Origin of the sequence: Halomonas marinisediminis, assembly GCF_004347715.1 — a bacterium.
GTDB lineage: Bacteria > Pseudomonadota > Gammaproteobacteria > Pseudomonadales > Halomonadaceae > Halomonas > Halomonas icarae.
This window is the reverse complement of record NZ_SLTR01000014.1, coordinates 42127-56644: the sequence shown is the minus strand read 5'-3', so window position 1 is coordinate 56644 and position 14518 is coordinate 42127. Positions and strand designations below refer to the sequence as shown.

The window sequence follows — 14518 nt, the reverse complement described above, 5'->3', positions numbered from 1 at the left end:
GCCTGTCAGTCATACGCTATTGGGGATGGTGCGTATTCTGCTCAGGTCTGGCGATGGGTGATCGCGGGAATAGCGTGGCGAATGCCACGCTAATCGGTCTCTGGAAGGGGGGCGCGTTCGGCGAGCTGCCATAGCTCGCCCTGGCGTTGTATGCGGTTGCTGGCTTCGGTGTCGAGTACCAGTAGGGTGATCCGGCGATTCATGGGGTCATCGGGTGGCGCATCGGGTAGGGGCAGCTGATCCCCCATGCCGGAGACGCGCAGGAGTTTGTCGGGGTCCAGGCCGCCGCTGACCAGTTCGCGGCGCGAGGCATTGGCACGGTTGCTGGACAGCTCCCAGTTACCGTAGCCGCGTTGGCCGTTCACGTAGGGCAGGCTGTCGGTATGGCCGCTGATGCTGATGCGGTTGTCGAGCTCGTTCAGCAGAGGGGCCAGGGTATGCAGCAGATCGCGCATGTAGGGTGCGACCCGGTCGCTGCCCAGTTCGAACATGGGCCGACGCTCGCTGTCGACCAGTTGGATGCGCAGGCCCTCGCGGGTCTCGTCGATCAGCAGCTGCTGGCGCAGTTCACGTAGCGAGCTGTCGCCCTGGATCGCCGTCTCGATGCGTTGCTGGAGTCGCCGCAGGCGCCGGCGTTCCTCGCTGGGGCGGGTCTGACGCTTGAGGTCGATGCGGGCGCGCTCGCCCTCCGCGTGGATCGGGTCCGGCCCACCGCCGGGGATGACCTTCTCGCTCGAGGCGCCATCGCCGGTAATCGCTGCGGAAAGTGGTGTCCTGAAGTACTCGGCGATGGACTCGCGCTGTTCGTTGCTGGCCGTGCCGACGATCCACAGGACCAGGAACAGTGCCATCAGCGCGGTCATGAAGTCCGCCAGGGCGATCTTCCACGCGCCGCCATGGTGCTTGTGAATGACCTTCTTGCGGCGAATGATGATGGGCCGCTGCTGACTCATAGCTCGTTCAGCCCGCTCTTGGTATCGCGCACGTGGTCTTCGAGCTCGTTGAAGCTGGGCCGCTCACTGCTGTGCAGTGCCTTGCGTCCGAACTCCACCGCAACCTGCGGCGCACAGCCGTTGAGGCTGGCCAGCAGGGTGACGCGGATACACTGGAGCATCTTCACCGCCTCGCCTACCTGGCGTTCGATTCGGCTCGACAGCGGGTTGACGAAGCCGTAGGCCAGCAGGATACCCAGGAAGGTGCCCACCAGGGCGTGAGCGATCATGACCCCCATCTCGTCGGGGCCGGCATCGGCGGCGCTGAGGGCCTTCACTACCCCCATCACCGCGGCCACGATGCCAAAGGCGGGCAGGGCATCGCCGACCTTGCCAAGCGCATCCGCCGGGATGTGGGCCTCGTGCTCGAAGGCCTCGATCTCGTGCAGCATCAGCTCGTCCAGCTCCATCGGGTCCATGCTGCCGCTGACGATCAGGCGCAGGTAGTCCGTCATGAAGCCCATGATCATCGGATCACTGAGGATCTTGGGATGCTCCATGAACAGGGGGCTGCTCTCGGGCTCGTCGATATCGCGCTCGATGCCCAGCATGCCCTCGCGGCGCATCTTGCTGAGGATCTTGTACTGCAGCGCCATGAGTTCCATGTAGGTGGACTTGTCATAGCGAGTGGTGCGCTTGAGACGTGATGCCGTGCGCAGTGTGGCCTTGATCGCCTTGCCATTGTTCGAGGCGATGAAGGCGCCTACCGCCGCCCCGCAGATCATCAGGATCTCGGTCGGTTGATAGAGAGGCCCGAGGTTGCCGCCGGCTAGAACGAAGCCGCCGAAGACCGAGAAGGCGACGATGAGGAAGCCAATGGGTATCAGCACGGTGTCGGGTCCCTCGTGGAGGCGATGTGTGGGCGTCAGCGTCAAGAAGCCTATCGGCAGCGGGGCCGGCAACTTGAGGTGTGCAGAAACAAAAAAACCTGCCGCGAAGGCGGCAGGCATACCAAGGAAGAACGGCTGAGTCAGGCCTGGCGACGCTCGCCCAGGCCGGGGTGCTGCAGCGGCGGCTCGGCATCGGCCTCGCGGCGCTTGCGAGTCTTGCCGGCGCGTGAAGGCGGCTGGCAGATGCCGCAGACGTAGTCTCGATGCAGGGACTGGGCATGGGTCACGAAGTGGCCGGAGCAGCGACCGCACTCTACGAGTTCGAGCATGTCGCTCTCGAAGAAGCGGATCAGGGTCCAGGCCCGTGTAAGGCCGAGTACCGGCTCTTCCCCATCCTGAGCGGCCTGCTCCAGATAGAGCCGATAGGCGCGAATGAAGGCGGGGATGCGCTCCAGGCCCTGCTCATGGTGAAGCTGGCGATAGAAGCCGTAAAACAGGGAGGAGTGGATGTTGGGCAACCAGGTGATGAACCAGTCGGTGGAAAACGGCAGCATGCCCTTGGGGGGCGACATGCCACGCACCTCCTTGTAGAGCCTGACGAGGCGGCTGCGTGACAGGTCGACTTCGGTTTCCAGCAGCTGCAGGCGTGCCCCAAGCTCGATGAGCTCGATGGCCATCTGCACCTGCTGCATTTCGTGGATAAGGCTCTTCTCAGCCATGGCGACGCCCTGCGTGGTTAGTCATCGTTCTTCTTTGTGCCAACGCCAGAGAGCAGCAATGAGGTGTGCAAGGATCCCAGCCCCTGGTTACGAGGGTTATCCACCAGCTGTTTCAGTGCCTCGCTGTCCTCGACATTGAAGCGAAACAGCAGCTGGTTCGTGCTGGCCAGCTCATGGATCTGGCGGCTGTTCAGTGAGGCGATCAGGCTGGCCATCTCTTCGTCGAGCTTCAGGCGAAAGCGGGCCAGCTCAGGGTCGGCATGCAGCAGCCGCTGAGCGAACAGCAGATATGACAGATTGATATCCCGAAGCTCCGTCAGGAGGTCATCGGCCAGCATGGCAAAACCCTATTACTCGTCAGGCGTTTTCATTTTTGTAGGCGGAGAGCAAGCGCAATGTTGCCGATGTACTGGCGAGTGCCTGCCCTGACGCGAGGGGATTTTGCCCCGCCTCAAGAAGGAAATGCAACAGAATGCAAAAACCTAAGTTTTATTAGTTGAAGTTGGAGACACTATTTTCGTTGATCTATATCAATAACCCATGCCAGAAGCTCTGCCACGACTTGGTAGAGTGCTTCCGGTATCTGCTCATCCAGTCGAACCTGCATTAACAGACTAACAAGCTCGGGTGAGTCATGAATGAAGATGTCGTGCTGTTTCGCTGCCTCGATGATTCGTTCGGCCAGCTCCCCATAGCCCTTGGCGACGACCCGGGGTGCCGTGTTGCCGTCGCGATAGGAGAGGGCTACTGCATGGCGGCGTGGGTCCCGCTCAGGTAGCTGCTGAGTCATCGGGTTTCTCCTCGGGCTCCTCGACGCTCAGCAGCACCTCGCTGAAACCAAGCCCGATTAGCCTCTGCTGCAGGTGCGGCAGCTCGGCGTCGAGCGTATCGCGGGTATCGGCTGCGCTGCTGGCTAGGATCATGGTCAGACGCTGTGTGCCTCTGAGACTCAGGCGGACACCCAGGGTGCCCAGGTGGGGAAGTTCCAGGTTCAGCTCCGATTGCCAGGTAGGTTCGTCCTGCTCGTGACCCTTATCATCTTCCTGGCCGTGGTTCTGCCCATGGTGGAGTGGCGCCTGGATCACCAGGGCCATGAAGATCCCGGTCCAGATGTCGCCCTCCCAGCGCAGTACCGGCTGGGCCAGCATCTCCAGCTGCTGGCGCACCAGGCCCTGGAGCGGTTCATCCTGCGGCATGTCGGAAACGGTGGCACCACTCCGAGAGTGGGCCTCCCAGGCCTGCTCGGCGAACTGTCGCAGGGCCTCGGCCTGGCCCGTTCCTCCAGCGTGCGGGGCCAGCGGCGATGTCAGTTGGCGAAGCGGAGCGTCTCCCGGCGAGGTGGGGGCTGCGCCGGGTGCCGGAGGGGGCAGCGTCGCCGCGGTAAGCCTGGGCGCCGCCTGCATCTGCGGTTCGCGGAGCAGGGCGTCGCGAGGGTAGTCGCCATGAAACCAGCGGTTGACGTGCGCCTCATAGAACACTCCGCTCTGTTGAACCTGGGTCTGCAGGGCACTGGCCAGTTGAGCGGGAGGCGTCGCCTGTGGGGGCGAGGAGGCCGGCAGCAGGGGAGCGGGTGATCGAATGGCCGCTGGTGGTGAGGGGAAGCGCAGCAGGGTGTCGGCGATGGTGCGGGCGGCGCCGCTCAGGTGGGACTGTGCCGAGGCCGCCGGTCGCCCCGGGGTCTCCGGAGCGGGCTTTAACGGCGTATCCTTGAGCGACTCGCGGGCGGTGCCGGCCTGGGACAGGGGGGGCGGAAGCGGGCGACCATCCAGCCGGGAATCACTGTGCAGGGCGCGTGGCGCCTCGGCCGGGTTGAGCGGGCGCACCGGTTCGTTGAGGTCGCGAGGTGGGGGAATATCCACCCGCTTGCCCAGCACCTGGTGCAGAAGGGTATCGATGATGGGGTTGATCCCGCTCATGCATCATGGGCCTAGGGTTCGTGGATCGTTGATCTCTGGCGCCCGGAGGCGCCGTAGGCCTGCTCCAGGCTCTGTCGGTTGCGAGTTCCCTGCATTTGACGACCCAGCACCTCGCGACGTTCCACCAGATGCTGGCGCACTTCCAGGTCATTCTCCAGAATCTCTTCGAGCAGTTCGACCTTGCGTTCGGCCTGTGCGATGTCGAACGAGAGCCCCTTCTCGCTTTCCGCCAGCCCTGCGACGCTTTCGACGTAGTGGGTCTGCAGGTCGATCAGCTCCTCCCATGCGCTCTCGCGCGCCCGGGTACGCATCTCGCGGGTCAGCTCACAAAGCCGTTCGTAGCGTCGCAGTACATCGATGGGGGTGACCGTGCACTCGCCGCGACTCGGTGATGTCACGATGCGCCTCCTTGCGGCGGGGTGCCGATCTCGCGCCAGGCGCCGGCCAGCTCTTCCAGTAGCCGCTCGGACTCTTCGAGACGCTGTCCGTCATTGTGCAGGTTGGCCGCCACCAGCTGGCGGGCGATGTAGTCGTACAGGGACGCCAGTCGCTCGGCCACTTCGCCGCCCTTTTCCTGGTCAAGGGCGGCCATCAGCCCCTGGTTGACGATATCCAGCGCCTTGGAGATGGCAAGACCCTTCTCGGCCAGGTGGCCCTGCTCGAGATGGATGCGCGCCTTGCGAATGGCGGCCAGGGCACCATCGAAAAGCATCACGATCAGCTGGTGCGGGCTCGCCGAGAGCGCGCCGCTCTCCACGCCGACCCGGGCGTAGGCACTGGCACCCCGACCATAGGCCGCTTTCTGCCTGGCAGTGATCATCGTTGTGGTTCTCCTGGATTATTTCTTGCGCCCAAGCTGGGCGTTCATGACATCGAACTGCTGGCTCAGATAGCCGCTCATCGAGTTCATCTCGGAGATCATCGAGTCGAGCTTGGCGAACTGGCTGCGATAGCGCGCCACGGTGGAGTCGATGCTGGCCTCCATGCGCTCGTAGCGGTTCTCCAGGCTGCGCACGGTGCTCTTGAGGCCATCGGTGGCGACACTCAGTGCGCCGCCGCTACCCAGCATCTGGTCCAGGGTGGTATCCAGCTTGCCGGCCATGCCGCCTTCCTCGCTGCTGCCGGCAAAGAAGGCCTGCAGATCATCGAGGTTGCTGGCCACCACCTCGTCCAGGCGGTCGCCATCCAGCTTCAATGAGCCATCCAGCTCCACGCTGATGCCAACCTGGGAGAGCATGCGAAACTCCCCCTCGCCTACGCCACCGGTCAGCTCGCTGCGCAGCTGGGTCTGCACGCGCCGCAGCACGCCATCCCCGAGCAGTGCGCCGGCATCGCCGGTTTCGGCGTTGAAGCGGGTCATCTTGGCCATGCTGGACTGCAGGGTGTTGTAGGCATCGACGAAGCCCTGCACGGCCTTCTTGATGGATTCGGTGTCCAGGCTCACATCCACGGTGGCGCTGCCGGTCTCGGTCAGGTCCAGCGTGACGCCCTGGATGGCATCCTCGACGCGGTTGCTCTGGCTGGTGATGGTCACAGCATTGACCTTCAGCGAGGCGTTGGTGGCGGCTACCTCGGTGGTGGCATCCAGCTGCAGCTGGGTGGCCAGGTCGCCACCTACCTGAAGATCACTGATGGCGGCCTCGGTGCCGGTCTCGGTGGAGACGAGGGCCAGGCGCCACGGCGCATTCGGGTCTCCATCATTGACGATGGTGGCCTGAACGCCGGCATCCTGGGCGTTGATGACGTCGCGAACCTCCTGCAGGGAGCTCTGTCCGGCGGCGATATCGACGCTAAAGGTCTCGCCGTTGCCCAGCGTGAAATTAAGGCTGCCAGCCCCCAGCTCGGCTTCCTGATCCGCGACGCCGGCGGTGGCGACGCTATAGGCACTGGCCAGGTCGGTGACCTCGACCTGGTAGCGCCCGGGAGCGGCGGTGTTGGCGGCGGCGGCCTTCAGGGCCGAGCCGGTGACCTCGCTGCCGACCCCTTGATAGAGCTTGGCGTCGTTGAGCTGGCTGGTGGCCACCTGAAAGGCGGACAGAGCACCCTCCAGGCGTCCATAGGCGGAAATCTTGCTCTCCACGCCCTGGCGTTGCTGAGCGATGGGGGTGAGCTTCTGACGTTCGGCGGCGGCGAGCTGGTCGACGAGACCATTGAGGTCCATGCCGGAGCCGATACCGAGGGCCGTGATCGTAGCCATGTGAAGTCCTCTTGAGCGTGGCGCACAGTGTGACCGATTCAGGCCAGGCGCCATGCGGCAATAAACGCCAATGAGCCGTTGTCTCTCTGCTTATCGGCCGAAGCGGTCCCGGCTTTAGGCCCTGAATTCAAGCAATAAGCGAAGCGCAAGTGGCAAGGGGAGCTCAATCGGGCAAGGGAAGGGCCTCGACGGGTTCTCCCTTGGCCAGCAGGGCACCGTCGTGGAGCAGCCGGCCGAGCCGCTGGTCGGGGCGAGCGGGTTCCTTGGCCAGGTAGACCTGGCTGGGATTGCCCTGGCGATCCAGGCGGGCCACCCATCCCAGGGTGTCGTCGGCGAAGCGGACCAGGGTGCCGACCGGCATGCGCCCGAAGTGCAGGATGTAGCGCTTGACCCAGTGGGGATCGAATCGATGGGGGTGGCCGAGCAGGTAGCGGTGGATGCCGCCGATGGTCCAGGCGGGGCGGTCGGCACGGCCGCGCCCCATGGCGTCGGCAACGTCCACGATCATGGCGATGCGGGCGAGCTGATGGAGCTGGTTGTCCCGCAGTCCGCGCGGGTAGCCGCTGCCATCGAGGCGCTCGTTGCTGCCCTCCACGATGTCGCGCACTACGCTGCGGGGTAGCCAGTCGCAGCCCTCCAGCTGGGCGATCAGCAGCGGGGCATGGCGCTGCATCTGGCGATACTGGTCCTCGCTCAGGGTCGGGGCCTGCAGCAGCTCGGGGCGCAACAGTGCCTTGCCCAGGTCGTGCACCAGCGCCACGGCGGCGATGGCCTTGCGTAGGGCGCTGGGCATGCTGGCCTCTCCCACCAGGTCCAGCAGCCGGGTAGCCACGGCCAGGCCATGTTGCACATGGGGCGACTCCAGGCGCATGCAGATCAGGGCAAACAGCAGGCCCTCGCGATCCTCGGCCAGCATCTCCAGCAGCGCCTCGCTGTGCTGTGACAGTGCAGGCAGGTCCAGCGGTTCTCCCTGCTGCAAGGCGACCCACTGGGCATCGAGATAGCCCGCGACCTCCGAGAGACGCCGCGCCATGGGAGTTGGGTAAGCATTCCCCTGGCGTCGGCCGATGAGATCCACGCCGGGCTTCTTGCGAAACAGCGAGGAGGCAGACAGCGTGGTGCCCTGGTTGAAGTAACGTGCGCTCTCCCGCTCGATTTCACGCACGTAGTACCACAGCTGCCGCTCCTGCTCGGGGGTGCGCCGGGGAAACTGTAAGCCGGCGGTGACCAGGTGACGCTGTGGCTCGGGCTGCACATGGCGCACCTCGGCATCGATCTGGAAGCGTGCCCCGCTGGCAAAGCAAAGTGTCAGGCCGAAGCGAGGCGCCCCCTCGCCCAGCAGGTGGCTGGCGCTGATCGGCAGCTCCAGGCGACATCCATCGACGGAGAGGTCGCGCAGGTCGGCCTGGATCTGCAGGTGGGCCAGGTTCTCGCGGAGTGGCTCCACCAGCACCCCGACCTGCATCCCGAGCCGAAGCTCGGCGCGGTAGGTATCGCGGCGGTGCAGTACCTCCAGGAAGGCCGGCCAGGTCAGACGGCAGCGCCACTGGTCGTTCTCCTCGTCGCAACTGATCACTTCGACAGGTGGGGAGGTGACCAGCTTGCCACGCACCTGGCCACGCAGGCGTAGGGTCAGGCCAGGTTGCAGCGAAGGCAGGCGGGAGTCCGCCAGAGTCATGTCCAGCGTCAGGCTGGAGGCCTGGAGGACCTCGAGTACGGTCGTGGGAGTGTCCGATTCATCGTCCCACAGCACCTCGGTGGTGCCGGGTTCCTGCATGGCCTGCAGCAGCCCCTGAATCTCCGCCGGGCTCTCCAGGCGCTCGATAGGGCTGTCGGTGCCGGCGCTGGATGTGTCGGCTCCGCTGGTTTGGTCACTGCTCTCGGTCACACTTGCCCCTTCTTCACCTTCCCCGCAGCTGATGGTGCAGGAGTCCTTGGCGATAGTATCGGCCGCAGCGGTACGGTCTTTAACCGGAATGCCCTGGCGGGAGTGGGCGCTGCCAGGTCAGCGACAGGAAGTGACCGCCGTCATCGAAGGTGAGGCGGTAGATCCCGTGCACCCCGGTGCGTGTCATGATCCGGGAGAGGGCACTGGCGGGAAAGGCCACACGTTGCCCGTCCAGACTGCGGGCATGGACCTGCCTTGCGCTGCCGCGGTAGTAGGCGAGGCATTGATTGCGGCTGAGCTTCAGGGGGAAATCGAGGTGGGGCATTCCGTACTACACGACCCGCAGGTGGCCCGAACGAGGCAAGGAGGCAGGTTGTGGAATGACTTCCTGCAGCCTGAGTTCATGGCTCCCGCTCTCACTTCCGACACCTATGTTGAGCAGCAGGGCGTGAGGGCAGCCGAGTCGCTGCTGGCAGTGCCGGAGTTTCTTGAGTGCCTGGTGACGGCTTTGCGGATGAGAGGTCAGGATGATTTCTATGACGGCAAGGCAGTCGCCGTGCTGGCGCCGATGGATGAGTAGGTCGGGAAAAATAGTGCGCGCCTCGATAGCGGCGCTTGTGGTGCTGGTGACTAGGTGACCCTTGCGCTGCCAGGGACTGGCCCAGCAGTTGTATTCGCAATCAATATCCCAATCCTGGAATAACGGCTGCAGGTGACAGGCCAGCTTGCAGGCGATGCTTCGTTCGCTGGCATCCGCCTGGAGTAAGGAGGCGTCGCGGGCCGTCAGGGTGGCCAGTGCCTGTTCCACTCGCTTGACGAGGTCCTCGCAGGTGGCGGTAGTGAAGGTTTCCATCTGTGTCATTGCGGGCCTCGTGACGATCAGCGGTGATGATGCGGGGGCTCTCCCCTTTCTATCGGCTCAAGCGGTGGCAACTTTATGGAGGTCGCCATGCGGGTGTTTGGTGTCGGCCGTTATTTTCCCGATCCCCTCAAGTATTCAAAATGTTAGCCGATAGCGCCTGGTGTGGCGGCCAGGGGCCCTGGTCGTCGCGCTCTGGCCCGACAGGAGTGTCGGGAAGACTCATCACAGGAAGCAACCATGAAGCACACCTATCGGCTTGGCCTCGCCACCGCCCTGATCACCGCCGCCATGGCGACCTCCACCGCTGCTCAGGCCCTTGAGCTGGATGACTCCACCGTCTCCGTCGGCGTGGGCGCCGGCACCACCGGCCTGGGACTCGATGCCGCCTGGCGTCTGCACGAGAACTTCAGCGTCATCGCCGGCTACCACGGTGGCCTGGAGTGGGACGGTGACCACGATACCGACGAGGCAACCTACACCGGGGATATCGACCTTCAGGCCGGCTCCCTCAAGCTCGCCTACCACCCCTTCGGCGGCCGTTTCTACCTGACCGCCGGCGCCATGCTGCCGGACATGGAGGCCAACGTGGTCGGCCGTGCCAAGGACGGGCAGGAGTATGAATACAACGGCAACACCTACTCGGCGAGCGACGTGGGCACCCTCAACGGTACCCTGACCATCGCCGATAGCGTGCAGCCCTATGTGGGGCTGGGCTGGCGCAGCAGCCATGAGCGCGGCCTGGGCTTCTTCTCCGAGGTGGGGGTGATGTCTACCGACGTGGAGGTGTCGCTGAGCAGCTCGGAGAACTTCGAGGGCAACGGGACGCCCGAGGGCGACCAGTTCCGTGACGACCTCCGCAAGGAGGAGCAGCGCCTGGAAGACGAGGCCGACGAGCTCTCCGTCTATCCGGTGGCGATGATCGGCATCAGCTACACCTTCTGAGCCATGGGCGGCCGGGGTCTCTCGGCTGCCCTATCCTCCTGCCGAGCTCTGGTGATGAAGCCTTTATGGCTCATCAAGAGTTGATGCAGATCAAAAATGGTGCGGGAAGCCTTCAAGGATGAAGAGAGGCGGCCGATATCCCGTTCGGATCACGCCCCTTCACCCGCTGCCGGCAAGGACACGCCATGAACCCCTCCACCCTGATCGGCATCGTGGCCAGCATCGTGCTGCTGGCCAGCGTATTGTTCTTCACCGCCGAATCCCCCCATAGCTTTCTCAATCTGCCTGGCCTTGCCATCGTGGTGACCGGCACCCTGGCCGCCACCTTCATCAGCTATCCGCTGCGCGAGGTGCTGCGGGTGACGCGGCTGGTGGGCCTGGTATTCCGGCGCGAGAACACCTACACCCGCGATGATATCGCCGAGCTGGTGGCGATGGCACGGCTGTGGTTCAAGGGCGACGTGCGCTCCGTGGAAGAGGCACTGGAGCATACCCGCAACCCCTTCCTGCGCACCGGGCTCCAGCTGGTCATCGCCAACACGCCGGAGGAGGAGATCCTCGACCTGCTGCGCTGGCGCATCGCCCGCCTGAAGGCCCGCGAGCACGCCGAGGCGCAGATCTTCCGCACCATGGCCACCTACGCGCCGGCCTTCGGCATGCTGGGCACCCTGGTGGGGCTGATCAATATGCTGGAGGTGATGCAGGCCGGCGAGATCGAGGTGATCGGCCCGCGCATGGCGGTGGCGCTGCTCACCACCTTCTACGGCATCCTGCTGGCCAACCTGGTGTTCAAGCCTATTGCGGTGAAGCTGGAGCGGCGCACCGAGGAGCGCCTGATCGCCATGAACATGGTGCTGGAGGGCATCTCGTTGATCACCAAGCGGCGGTTGCCCTCCTTCATCGAGGAGACGCTGAACTCCTTCATCGCCCACCATCATGATGAGATCCATGATCCCAGCGTGGTGCCACGCAGCAGCGATGAGGCCAGCCAGCATGGCTAAGCCGCACCGCCAGCATCAGGACCTGCTACCCGGCCAGGGCCAGGATGGGGAGGGTGGCGAAAGCTGGTTGCTGAGCTACCTGGATGTGTTGACGCTGCTGATCACTCTCTTCGTGCTGCTGCTGTCGCTTGCCGGCAATGGCATGGGCGACGGTGATGGCCAGGGCGGAGCCGTGACGAAACCGGTGCCTTTCGAGGTGGCACAGCGTTCCAGCCAGGCAGCAACGCAGGTGAGCGAGGCGTTGCCGCGGCGTAGCGGCTTGCTGCCTGAGCTGGAAGGGCGGTTGCCCGACGGTATCGCCATGAGCCGCGGGCAGGAGGGCGTGACCCTGCGCATCGACGATACCCTGCTGTTTGGCAGTGGCCAGGCGCAGTTGACTGCAGCGGGAAGGGCGCTGCTGAGTCGCCTCAATGGGCTGCTGTTGGCCTTCGAGGGCAGCATCTCGGTGGAGGGCCATACCGATAGCGTGCCGATCGCCACGGCTCGCTTCCCCTCCAACTGGGAGCTTTCCGGAGCGCGCGCAATTGCGGTGCTTCGCCACCTGCAGGAACTGGGCGTACCGGCGGAGCGACTACGTGCCATCGGCTATGCCGATACCCGGCCGTTGGGCGACAACGACACGGCCGAAGGGCGCGCCGCCAACCGGCGGGTGGCACTGGTGCTGCACGAGCGCTAAAGCCGCGGCCGTTTCTGCCGATAGAGCCTGAGTCATCAAACCTGGCTGGATGCACCTATGTCGGAACTTCCACCCCCCAATGCGCCCTCACTCGAGGCGCTGCGCCGCGACCTGCTGCGCGGTTCGCGCTTCTTCGGCCTGCCCCAGTGGCTGTGGGGGCTTCTGCTCGGCAGTCTGGCCTACCTGGGGTTTCAGCTCGTCGGGAGTGCCCTGCCTTTACCTTTCTGGGCGCTCTGCGTGCTGCTGGGCTGGGGCGTGGTGGAGCTGGCCTTCCTCCCTCGCCGGCTCGAGGCAACCAGGCTGGCGCAGTATGAGCGTCGCCAGGCGATTACCCGCCTCGCCATGCACCGTGGGGTTGGGTTGAGTCAGGTGAGGTAGCCGACAAACCCTGAACTCAATCAATTAAGCCGCTGAAGGTTCGTGTCGGGTTTTTCAGATGGTTTGACGATGCTTTTATTTTTCTCTAAACATCCAGTCTGCAACATTAAATTCAGACCGTGACATCGCAGTCTTTTCAATAGCGCCAAGAAGGATGGTGAGAAAGATCTTTGTGTTCTGGATCATGTCGCTACTTGGTATCATTATCTTGGTGTCGCCCTTATATATGCCTTTTGTTAGTACGCACGTTTGAGAAATGTGCTTTTCAAGTGATGGGTGCTGTTCTGTTACTGTGCGTTTTATGTCTGATATTTTTGTGTTGTAGGCAATAAGTGAGGTGAATGGGTAGTTAGAGCTTCCGCCAGGAAGGTTTCCCTTGGATGCCATTTTTAGTCCATTTGGGTTGCTGGGGCAAACTGATTTGCAAATTTTCTCCAGTTGGTTGAAGTCGGATTTCTTTAGGGTGCTTTTTACTTCTATTAGCCTTAATACAGAATCGAATGGGTATACGCCATGGCCGACTTCTTCCAGTAGTGGAGGAAGCAGCCTTTTGTCATATATAATTAGATCGATTTGAGGGCTTTGCCTTCCCCATTTGTCTACTACAGTTCCGCTGCCAACGCCATAGTGGAATGGGATTATGGATGTAATTAGACTTCTGACAAATAGCTCCCTGAAAGCTCCCTTTTCCCCAGGGTGTGAAATTTCAGTTGTGGCATTGTAAAGGCTCCAAAGTTGCTCAACCTTGGATGAAAAAATTTTGTCAAACATAATATCCTCTAAAAAACGGGGCCTTTCGGCCCCGTCGTTACTTATTGCCGTACCCTTATGGTCAGGCTTAACCCAGCAGCGATAGCACGGACTGCGGCACCTGGTTGGCCTGAGCGAGGACGGAAGTACCTGCCTGCTGCAGGATCTGAGCGCGGGTCATGTTGGCCACTTCCACGGCGTAGTCGGCGTCCTCGATACGAGAACGGGCAGCGGCAAGGTTGGTCTCGTTGGTCTGCAGGTTGGTGATGGCAGACTCGAAACGGTTCTGGATGGCACCCAGATCAGAGCGCAGTGTGTCGACCTTGCTCAGCGCAGTATCCAGAGTTGCCAGTGGGTCAGTTGTTGCTCCGGATGCAAGTTGATCAAGGCTATAGTCTGAGAGGTCAACGTCAAAAGCAGCCGCAGTCGCTGTTGTTGTGGTATCAGCATCCTGCGGATCTACTGACATGTAAATTTTGTAAGATCCAGCAGTGTTTGGGTCTTCTGTAAAGCCCAGCTCTTCCATGCGTGCTTTATCAGCAGGGTCCGTAATGTCACTTAGAGTGGTTTCAACAAACCAGTTGTTGTTTTCATCAGAAACAACTTTGGCTGTAACAGAAGTAGTTCCTCCCGGTGCATTGCTAAGCCCCAGCTTGGTCTGCCAATCATTATCGGTTCCACCAGTAACTGCTACACTTGCTGAAGTAACGCCAGTTTTTTCGCCGTAAGCAAGCTTGGCTGCATCCCCGTCAATGTCAGCAACATTGCCAATAGCGCCGCTAATGTTGAACGTGCTGAGTCCTAGGGAGCTGGCATCAATTTTCTGGAGGTTGATAGTGATAGCTTCGTCGTCATTAGCACCAACCTGAATTTTAAGATCCTGGTTGCTTTCTAGAACTTTTGTTCCATTGAAATCAGTCTCCTCAGAAATACGATCGATTTCACCGAGGCGCTGCTGGATTTCAGCCTGAATAGATTTCAGGTCTTCCTGGCTGTTGGTGCCGTTCTGGGCCTGCACAGAGAGTTCACGAATCCGCTGCAGGTTATCGTTGACCTGATTGAGCGCACCTTCGGCGGTCTGGGCTACGGAGATGCCGTCGTTGGCGTTTCTTTGTGCCTGGCCGAGGCCGGTGATCTGGGCGCTCATGCGGTTGGCGATGGCCTGACCGGCGGCATCATCCTTAGCGCTGTTGATACGCAGGCCCGAGGAGAGACGCTCCATGGAAGTCTGCAGGGCGTTCTGAGACTTCATCAGGTTCTGCTGACCGATCAGCGACGTGATGTTGGTGTTGATGACTGACATGGCGGTGTCCTTTCGGTTCGTTGAAGGCTCTGAATGGTGGGGCGGCACCGATGCCATGCGTGGC

18 protein-coding genes are annotated in these 14518 nt (G+C 62.4%); 4 read left to right on the top strand and 14 right to left on the bottom strand.

Annotated elements, in window-relative coordinates; genetic code table 11:
* Positions 1–89 precede the first annotated feature (89 nt).
* The 12 genes from motB to E0702_RS11115 all read right to left on the bottom strand — a co-directional run bounded on the left by motB (position 90) and on the right by E0702_RS11115 (position 9404).
* Positions 90–953: a flagellar motor protein MotB gene (motB, locus tag E0702_RS11170; protein WP_132043847.1), complete on the bottom strand. Its 864-nt coding sequence runs from the start codon at positions 951–953 to the stop codon at positions 90–92.
* Positions 950–1822, bottom strand: a complete 873-nt coding sequence (motA, locus tag E0702_RS11165; RefSeq protein ID WP_132043845.1) for a flagellar motor stator protein MotA — start codon at positions 1820–1822, stop codon at positions 950–952. The genes motB and motA overlap by 4 nt, the downstream gene beginning before the upstream one ends.
* Before the next feature lie 140 nt (positions 1823–1962).
* Positions 1963–2541, bottom strand: coding sequence for a flagellar transcriptional regulator FlhC (gene flhC / locus E0702_RS11160; RefSeq protein ID WP_132043843.1), 579 nt, complete (start codon positions 2539–2541; stop codon positions 1963–1965).
* 17 nt (positions 2542–2558) lie between these two features.
* Positions 2559–2879, bottom strand: coding sequence for a flagellar transcriptional regulator FlhD (gene flhD / locus E0702_RS11155; RefSeq protein WP_132043841.1), 321 nt, complete (start codon positions 2877–2879; stop codon positions 2559–2561).
* A gap of 173 nt (positions 2880–3052) precedes the next feature.
* Entirely contained in the window at positions 3053–3331 is a 279-nt protein-coding gene (locus E0702_RS11150; RefSeq protein ID WP_132043839.1) for an EscU/YscU/HrcU family type III secretion system export apparatus switch protein, read from the bottom strand.
* Positions 3312–4457, bottom strand: a complete 1146-nt coding sequence (locus E0702_RS11145; protein ID WP_132043837.1) for a flagellar hook-length control protein FliK — start codon at positions 4455–4457, stop codon at positions 3312–3314. The genes E0702_RS11150 and E0702_RS11145 overlap by 20 nt, the downstream gene beginning before the upstream one ends.
* A gap of 11 nt (positions 4458–4468) precedes the next feature.
* Positions 4469–4855, bottom strand: coding sequence for a flagellar protein FliT (locus E0702_RS11140; protein ID WP_132043835.1), 387 nt, complete (start codon positions 4853–4855; stop codon positions 4469–4471).
* The gene (fliS, locus tag E0702_RS11135) at positions 4852–5277 is read right to left on the bottom strand and encodes a flagellar export chaperone FliS (protein WP_132043833.1); all 426 of its coding nucleotides are present in this window, start codon (positions 5275–5277) and stop codon (positions 4852–4854) included. The genes E0702_RS11140 and fliS overlap by 4 nt, the downstream gene beginning before the upstream one ends.
* An 18-nt stretch (positions 5278–5295) precedes the next feature.
* A complete protein-coding gene (gene fliD, locus E0702_RS11130; protein WP_132043831.1) occupies positions 5296–6654 on the bottom strand; it encodes a flagellar filament capping protein FliD in 1359 nt (452 codons plus the stop codon).
* A 163-nt stretch (positions 6655–6817) separates the two neighbouring features.
* Entirely contained in the window at positions 6818–8542 is a 1725-nt protein-coding gene (locus E0702_RS11125; protein ID WP_132043829.1) for an HD domain-containing phosphohydrolase, read from the bottom strand.
* A 79-nt stretch (positions 8543–8621) separates the two neighbouring features.
* On the bottom strand, positions 8622–8867 hold the full coding sequence (locus E0702_RS11120; RefSeq protein WP_132043827.1) for a DUF2835 family protein: 246 nt from the start codon (positions 8865–8867) through the stop codon (positions 8622–8624).
* A 6-nt stretch (positions 8868–8873) separates the two neighbouring features.
* Complete coding sequence (locus E0702_RS11115; RefSeq protein WP_132043825.1) at positions 8874–9404, bottom strand: hypothetical protein; 531 nt, start codon at positions 9402–9404, stop codon at positions 8874–8876.
* 237 nt (positions 9405–9641) lie between these two features.
* Here E0702_RS11115 and E0702_RS11110 point away from each other — a divergent pair, with 237 nt between their 5' ends.
* The 4 genes from E0702_RS11110 to E0702_RS11095 all read left to right on the top strand — a co-directional run bounded on the left by E0702_RS11110 (position 9642) and on the right by E0702_RS11095 (position 12401).
* Positions 9642–10346: an autotransporter outer membrane beta-barrel domain-containing protein gene (locus E0702_RS11110; protein WP_132043823.1), complete on the top strand. Its 705-nt coding sequence runs from the start codon at positions 9642–9644 to the stop codon at positions 10344–10346.
* Between the two features lie 185 nt (positions 10347–10531).
* The gene (locus E0702_RS11105) at positions 10532–11347 is read left to right on the top strand and encodes a motility protein A (protein ID WP_132043821.1); all 816 of its coding nucleotides are present in this window, start codon (positions 10532–10534) and stop codon (positions 11345–11347) included.
* On the top strand, positions 11340–12023 hold the full coding sequence (locus E0702_RS11100) for an OmpA/MotB family protein (RefSeq protein ID WP_132043819.1): 684 nt from the start codon (positions 11340–11342) through the stop codon (positions 12021–12023). The genes E0702_RS11105 and E0702_RS11100 overlap by 8 nt, the downstream gene beginning before the upstream one ends.
* Positions 12024–12080: 57 nt before the next feature.
* Positions 12081–12401 carry a hypothetical protein gene (locus E0702_RS11095; RefSeq protein WP_132043817.1) on the top strand — a complete coding sequence of 107 codons (321 nt, stop codon included), beginning with the start codon at positions 12081–12083 and terminating at the stop codon, positions 12399–12401.
* Between the two features lie 75 nt (positions 12402–12476).
* Here E0702_RS11095 and E0702_RS11090 read toward each other — a convergent pair whose 3' ends face one another.
* Together E0702_RS11090 and E0702_RS11085 are read right to left on the bottom strand one after the other, a co-directional pair.
* Positions 12477–13172, bottom strand: coding sequence for a DUF6602 domain-containing protein (locus E0702_RS11090; RefSeq protein WP_132043815.1), 696 nt, complete (start codon positions 13170–13172; stop codon positions 12477–12479).
* 67 nt (positions 13173–13239) lie between these two features.
* A complete protein-coding gene (locus tag E0702_RS11085; protein ID WP_132043813.1) occupies positions 13240–14454 on the bottom strand; it encodes a FliC/FljB family flagellin in 1215 nt (404 codons plus the stop codon).
* Between the last annotated feature and the right edge of the window lie 64 nt (positions 14455–14518).

What these genes read in the sequence shown, in the direction of transcription:
- flhC (WP_132043843.1), bottom strand. Translation starts at nt 2,541, where the DNA reads ATGGCTGAGAAGAGCCTTATCCACGAAATGCAGCAGGTGCAGATGGCC.
- E0702_RS11095 (WP_132043817.1), top strand. Translation starts at nt 12,081, where the DNA reads ATGTCGGAACTTCCACCCCCCAATGCGCCCTCACTCGAGGCGCTGCGC.
- motB (WP_132043847.1), bottom strand. Translation starts at nt 953, where the DNA reads ATGAGTCAGCAGCGGCCCATCATCATTCGCCGCAAGAAGGTCATTCAC.
- flhD (WP_132043841.1), bottom strand. Translation starts at nt 2,879, where the DNA reads ATGCTGGCCGATGACCTCCTGACGGAGCTTCGGGATATCAATCTGTCA.
- E0702_RS11145 (WP_132043837.1), bottom strand. Translation starts at nt 4,457, where the DNA reads ATGAGCGGGATCAACCCCATCATCGATACCCTTCTGCACCAGGTGCTG.
- E0702_RS11090 (WP_132043815.1), bottom strand. Translation starts at nt 13,172, where the DNA reads ATGTTTGACAAAATTTTTTCATCCAAGGTTGAGCAACTTTGGAGCCTT.
- fliS (WP_132043833.1), bottom strand. Translation starts at nt 5,277, where the DNA reads ATGATCACTGCCAGGCAGAAAGCGGCCTATGGTCGGGGTGCCAGTGCC.
- fliD (WP_132043831.1), bottom strand. Translation starts at nt 6,654, where the DNA reads ATGGCTACGATCACGGCCCTCGGTATCGGCTCCGGCATGGACCTCAAT.
- E0702_RS11115 (WP_132043825.1), bottom strand. Translation starts at nt 9,404, where the DNA reads ATGACACAGATGGAAACCTTCACTACCGCCACCTGCGAGGACCTCGTC.
- E0702_RS11105 (WP_132043821.1), top strand. Translation starts at nt 10,532, where the DNA reads ATGAACCCCTCCACCCTGATCGGCATCGTGGCCAGCATCGTGCTGCTG.
- E0702_RS11085 (WP_132043813.1), bottom strand. Translation starts at nt 14,454, where the DNA reads ATGTCAGTCATCAACACCAACATCACGTCGCTGATCGGTCAGCAGAAC.
- E0702_RS11150 (WP_132043839.1), bottom strand. Translation starts at nt 3,331, where the DNA reads ATGACTCAGCAGCTACCTGAGCGGGACCCACGCCGCCATGCAGTAGCC.
- E0702_RS11100 (WP_132043819.1), top strand. Translation starts at nt 11,340, where the DNA reads ATGGCTAAGCCGCACCGCCAGCATCAGGACCTGCTACCCGGCCAGGGC.
- E0702_RS11120 (WP_132043827.1), bottom strand. Translation starts at nt 8,867, where the DNA reads ATGCCCCACCTCGATTTCCCCCTGAAGCTCAGCCGCAATCAATGCCTC.
- E0702_RS11110 (WP_132043823.1), top strand. Translation starts at nt 9,642, where the DNA reads ATGAAGCACACCTATCGGCTTGGCCTCGCCACCGCCCTGATCACCGCC.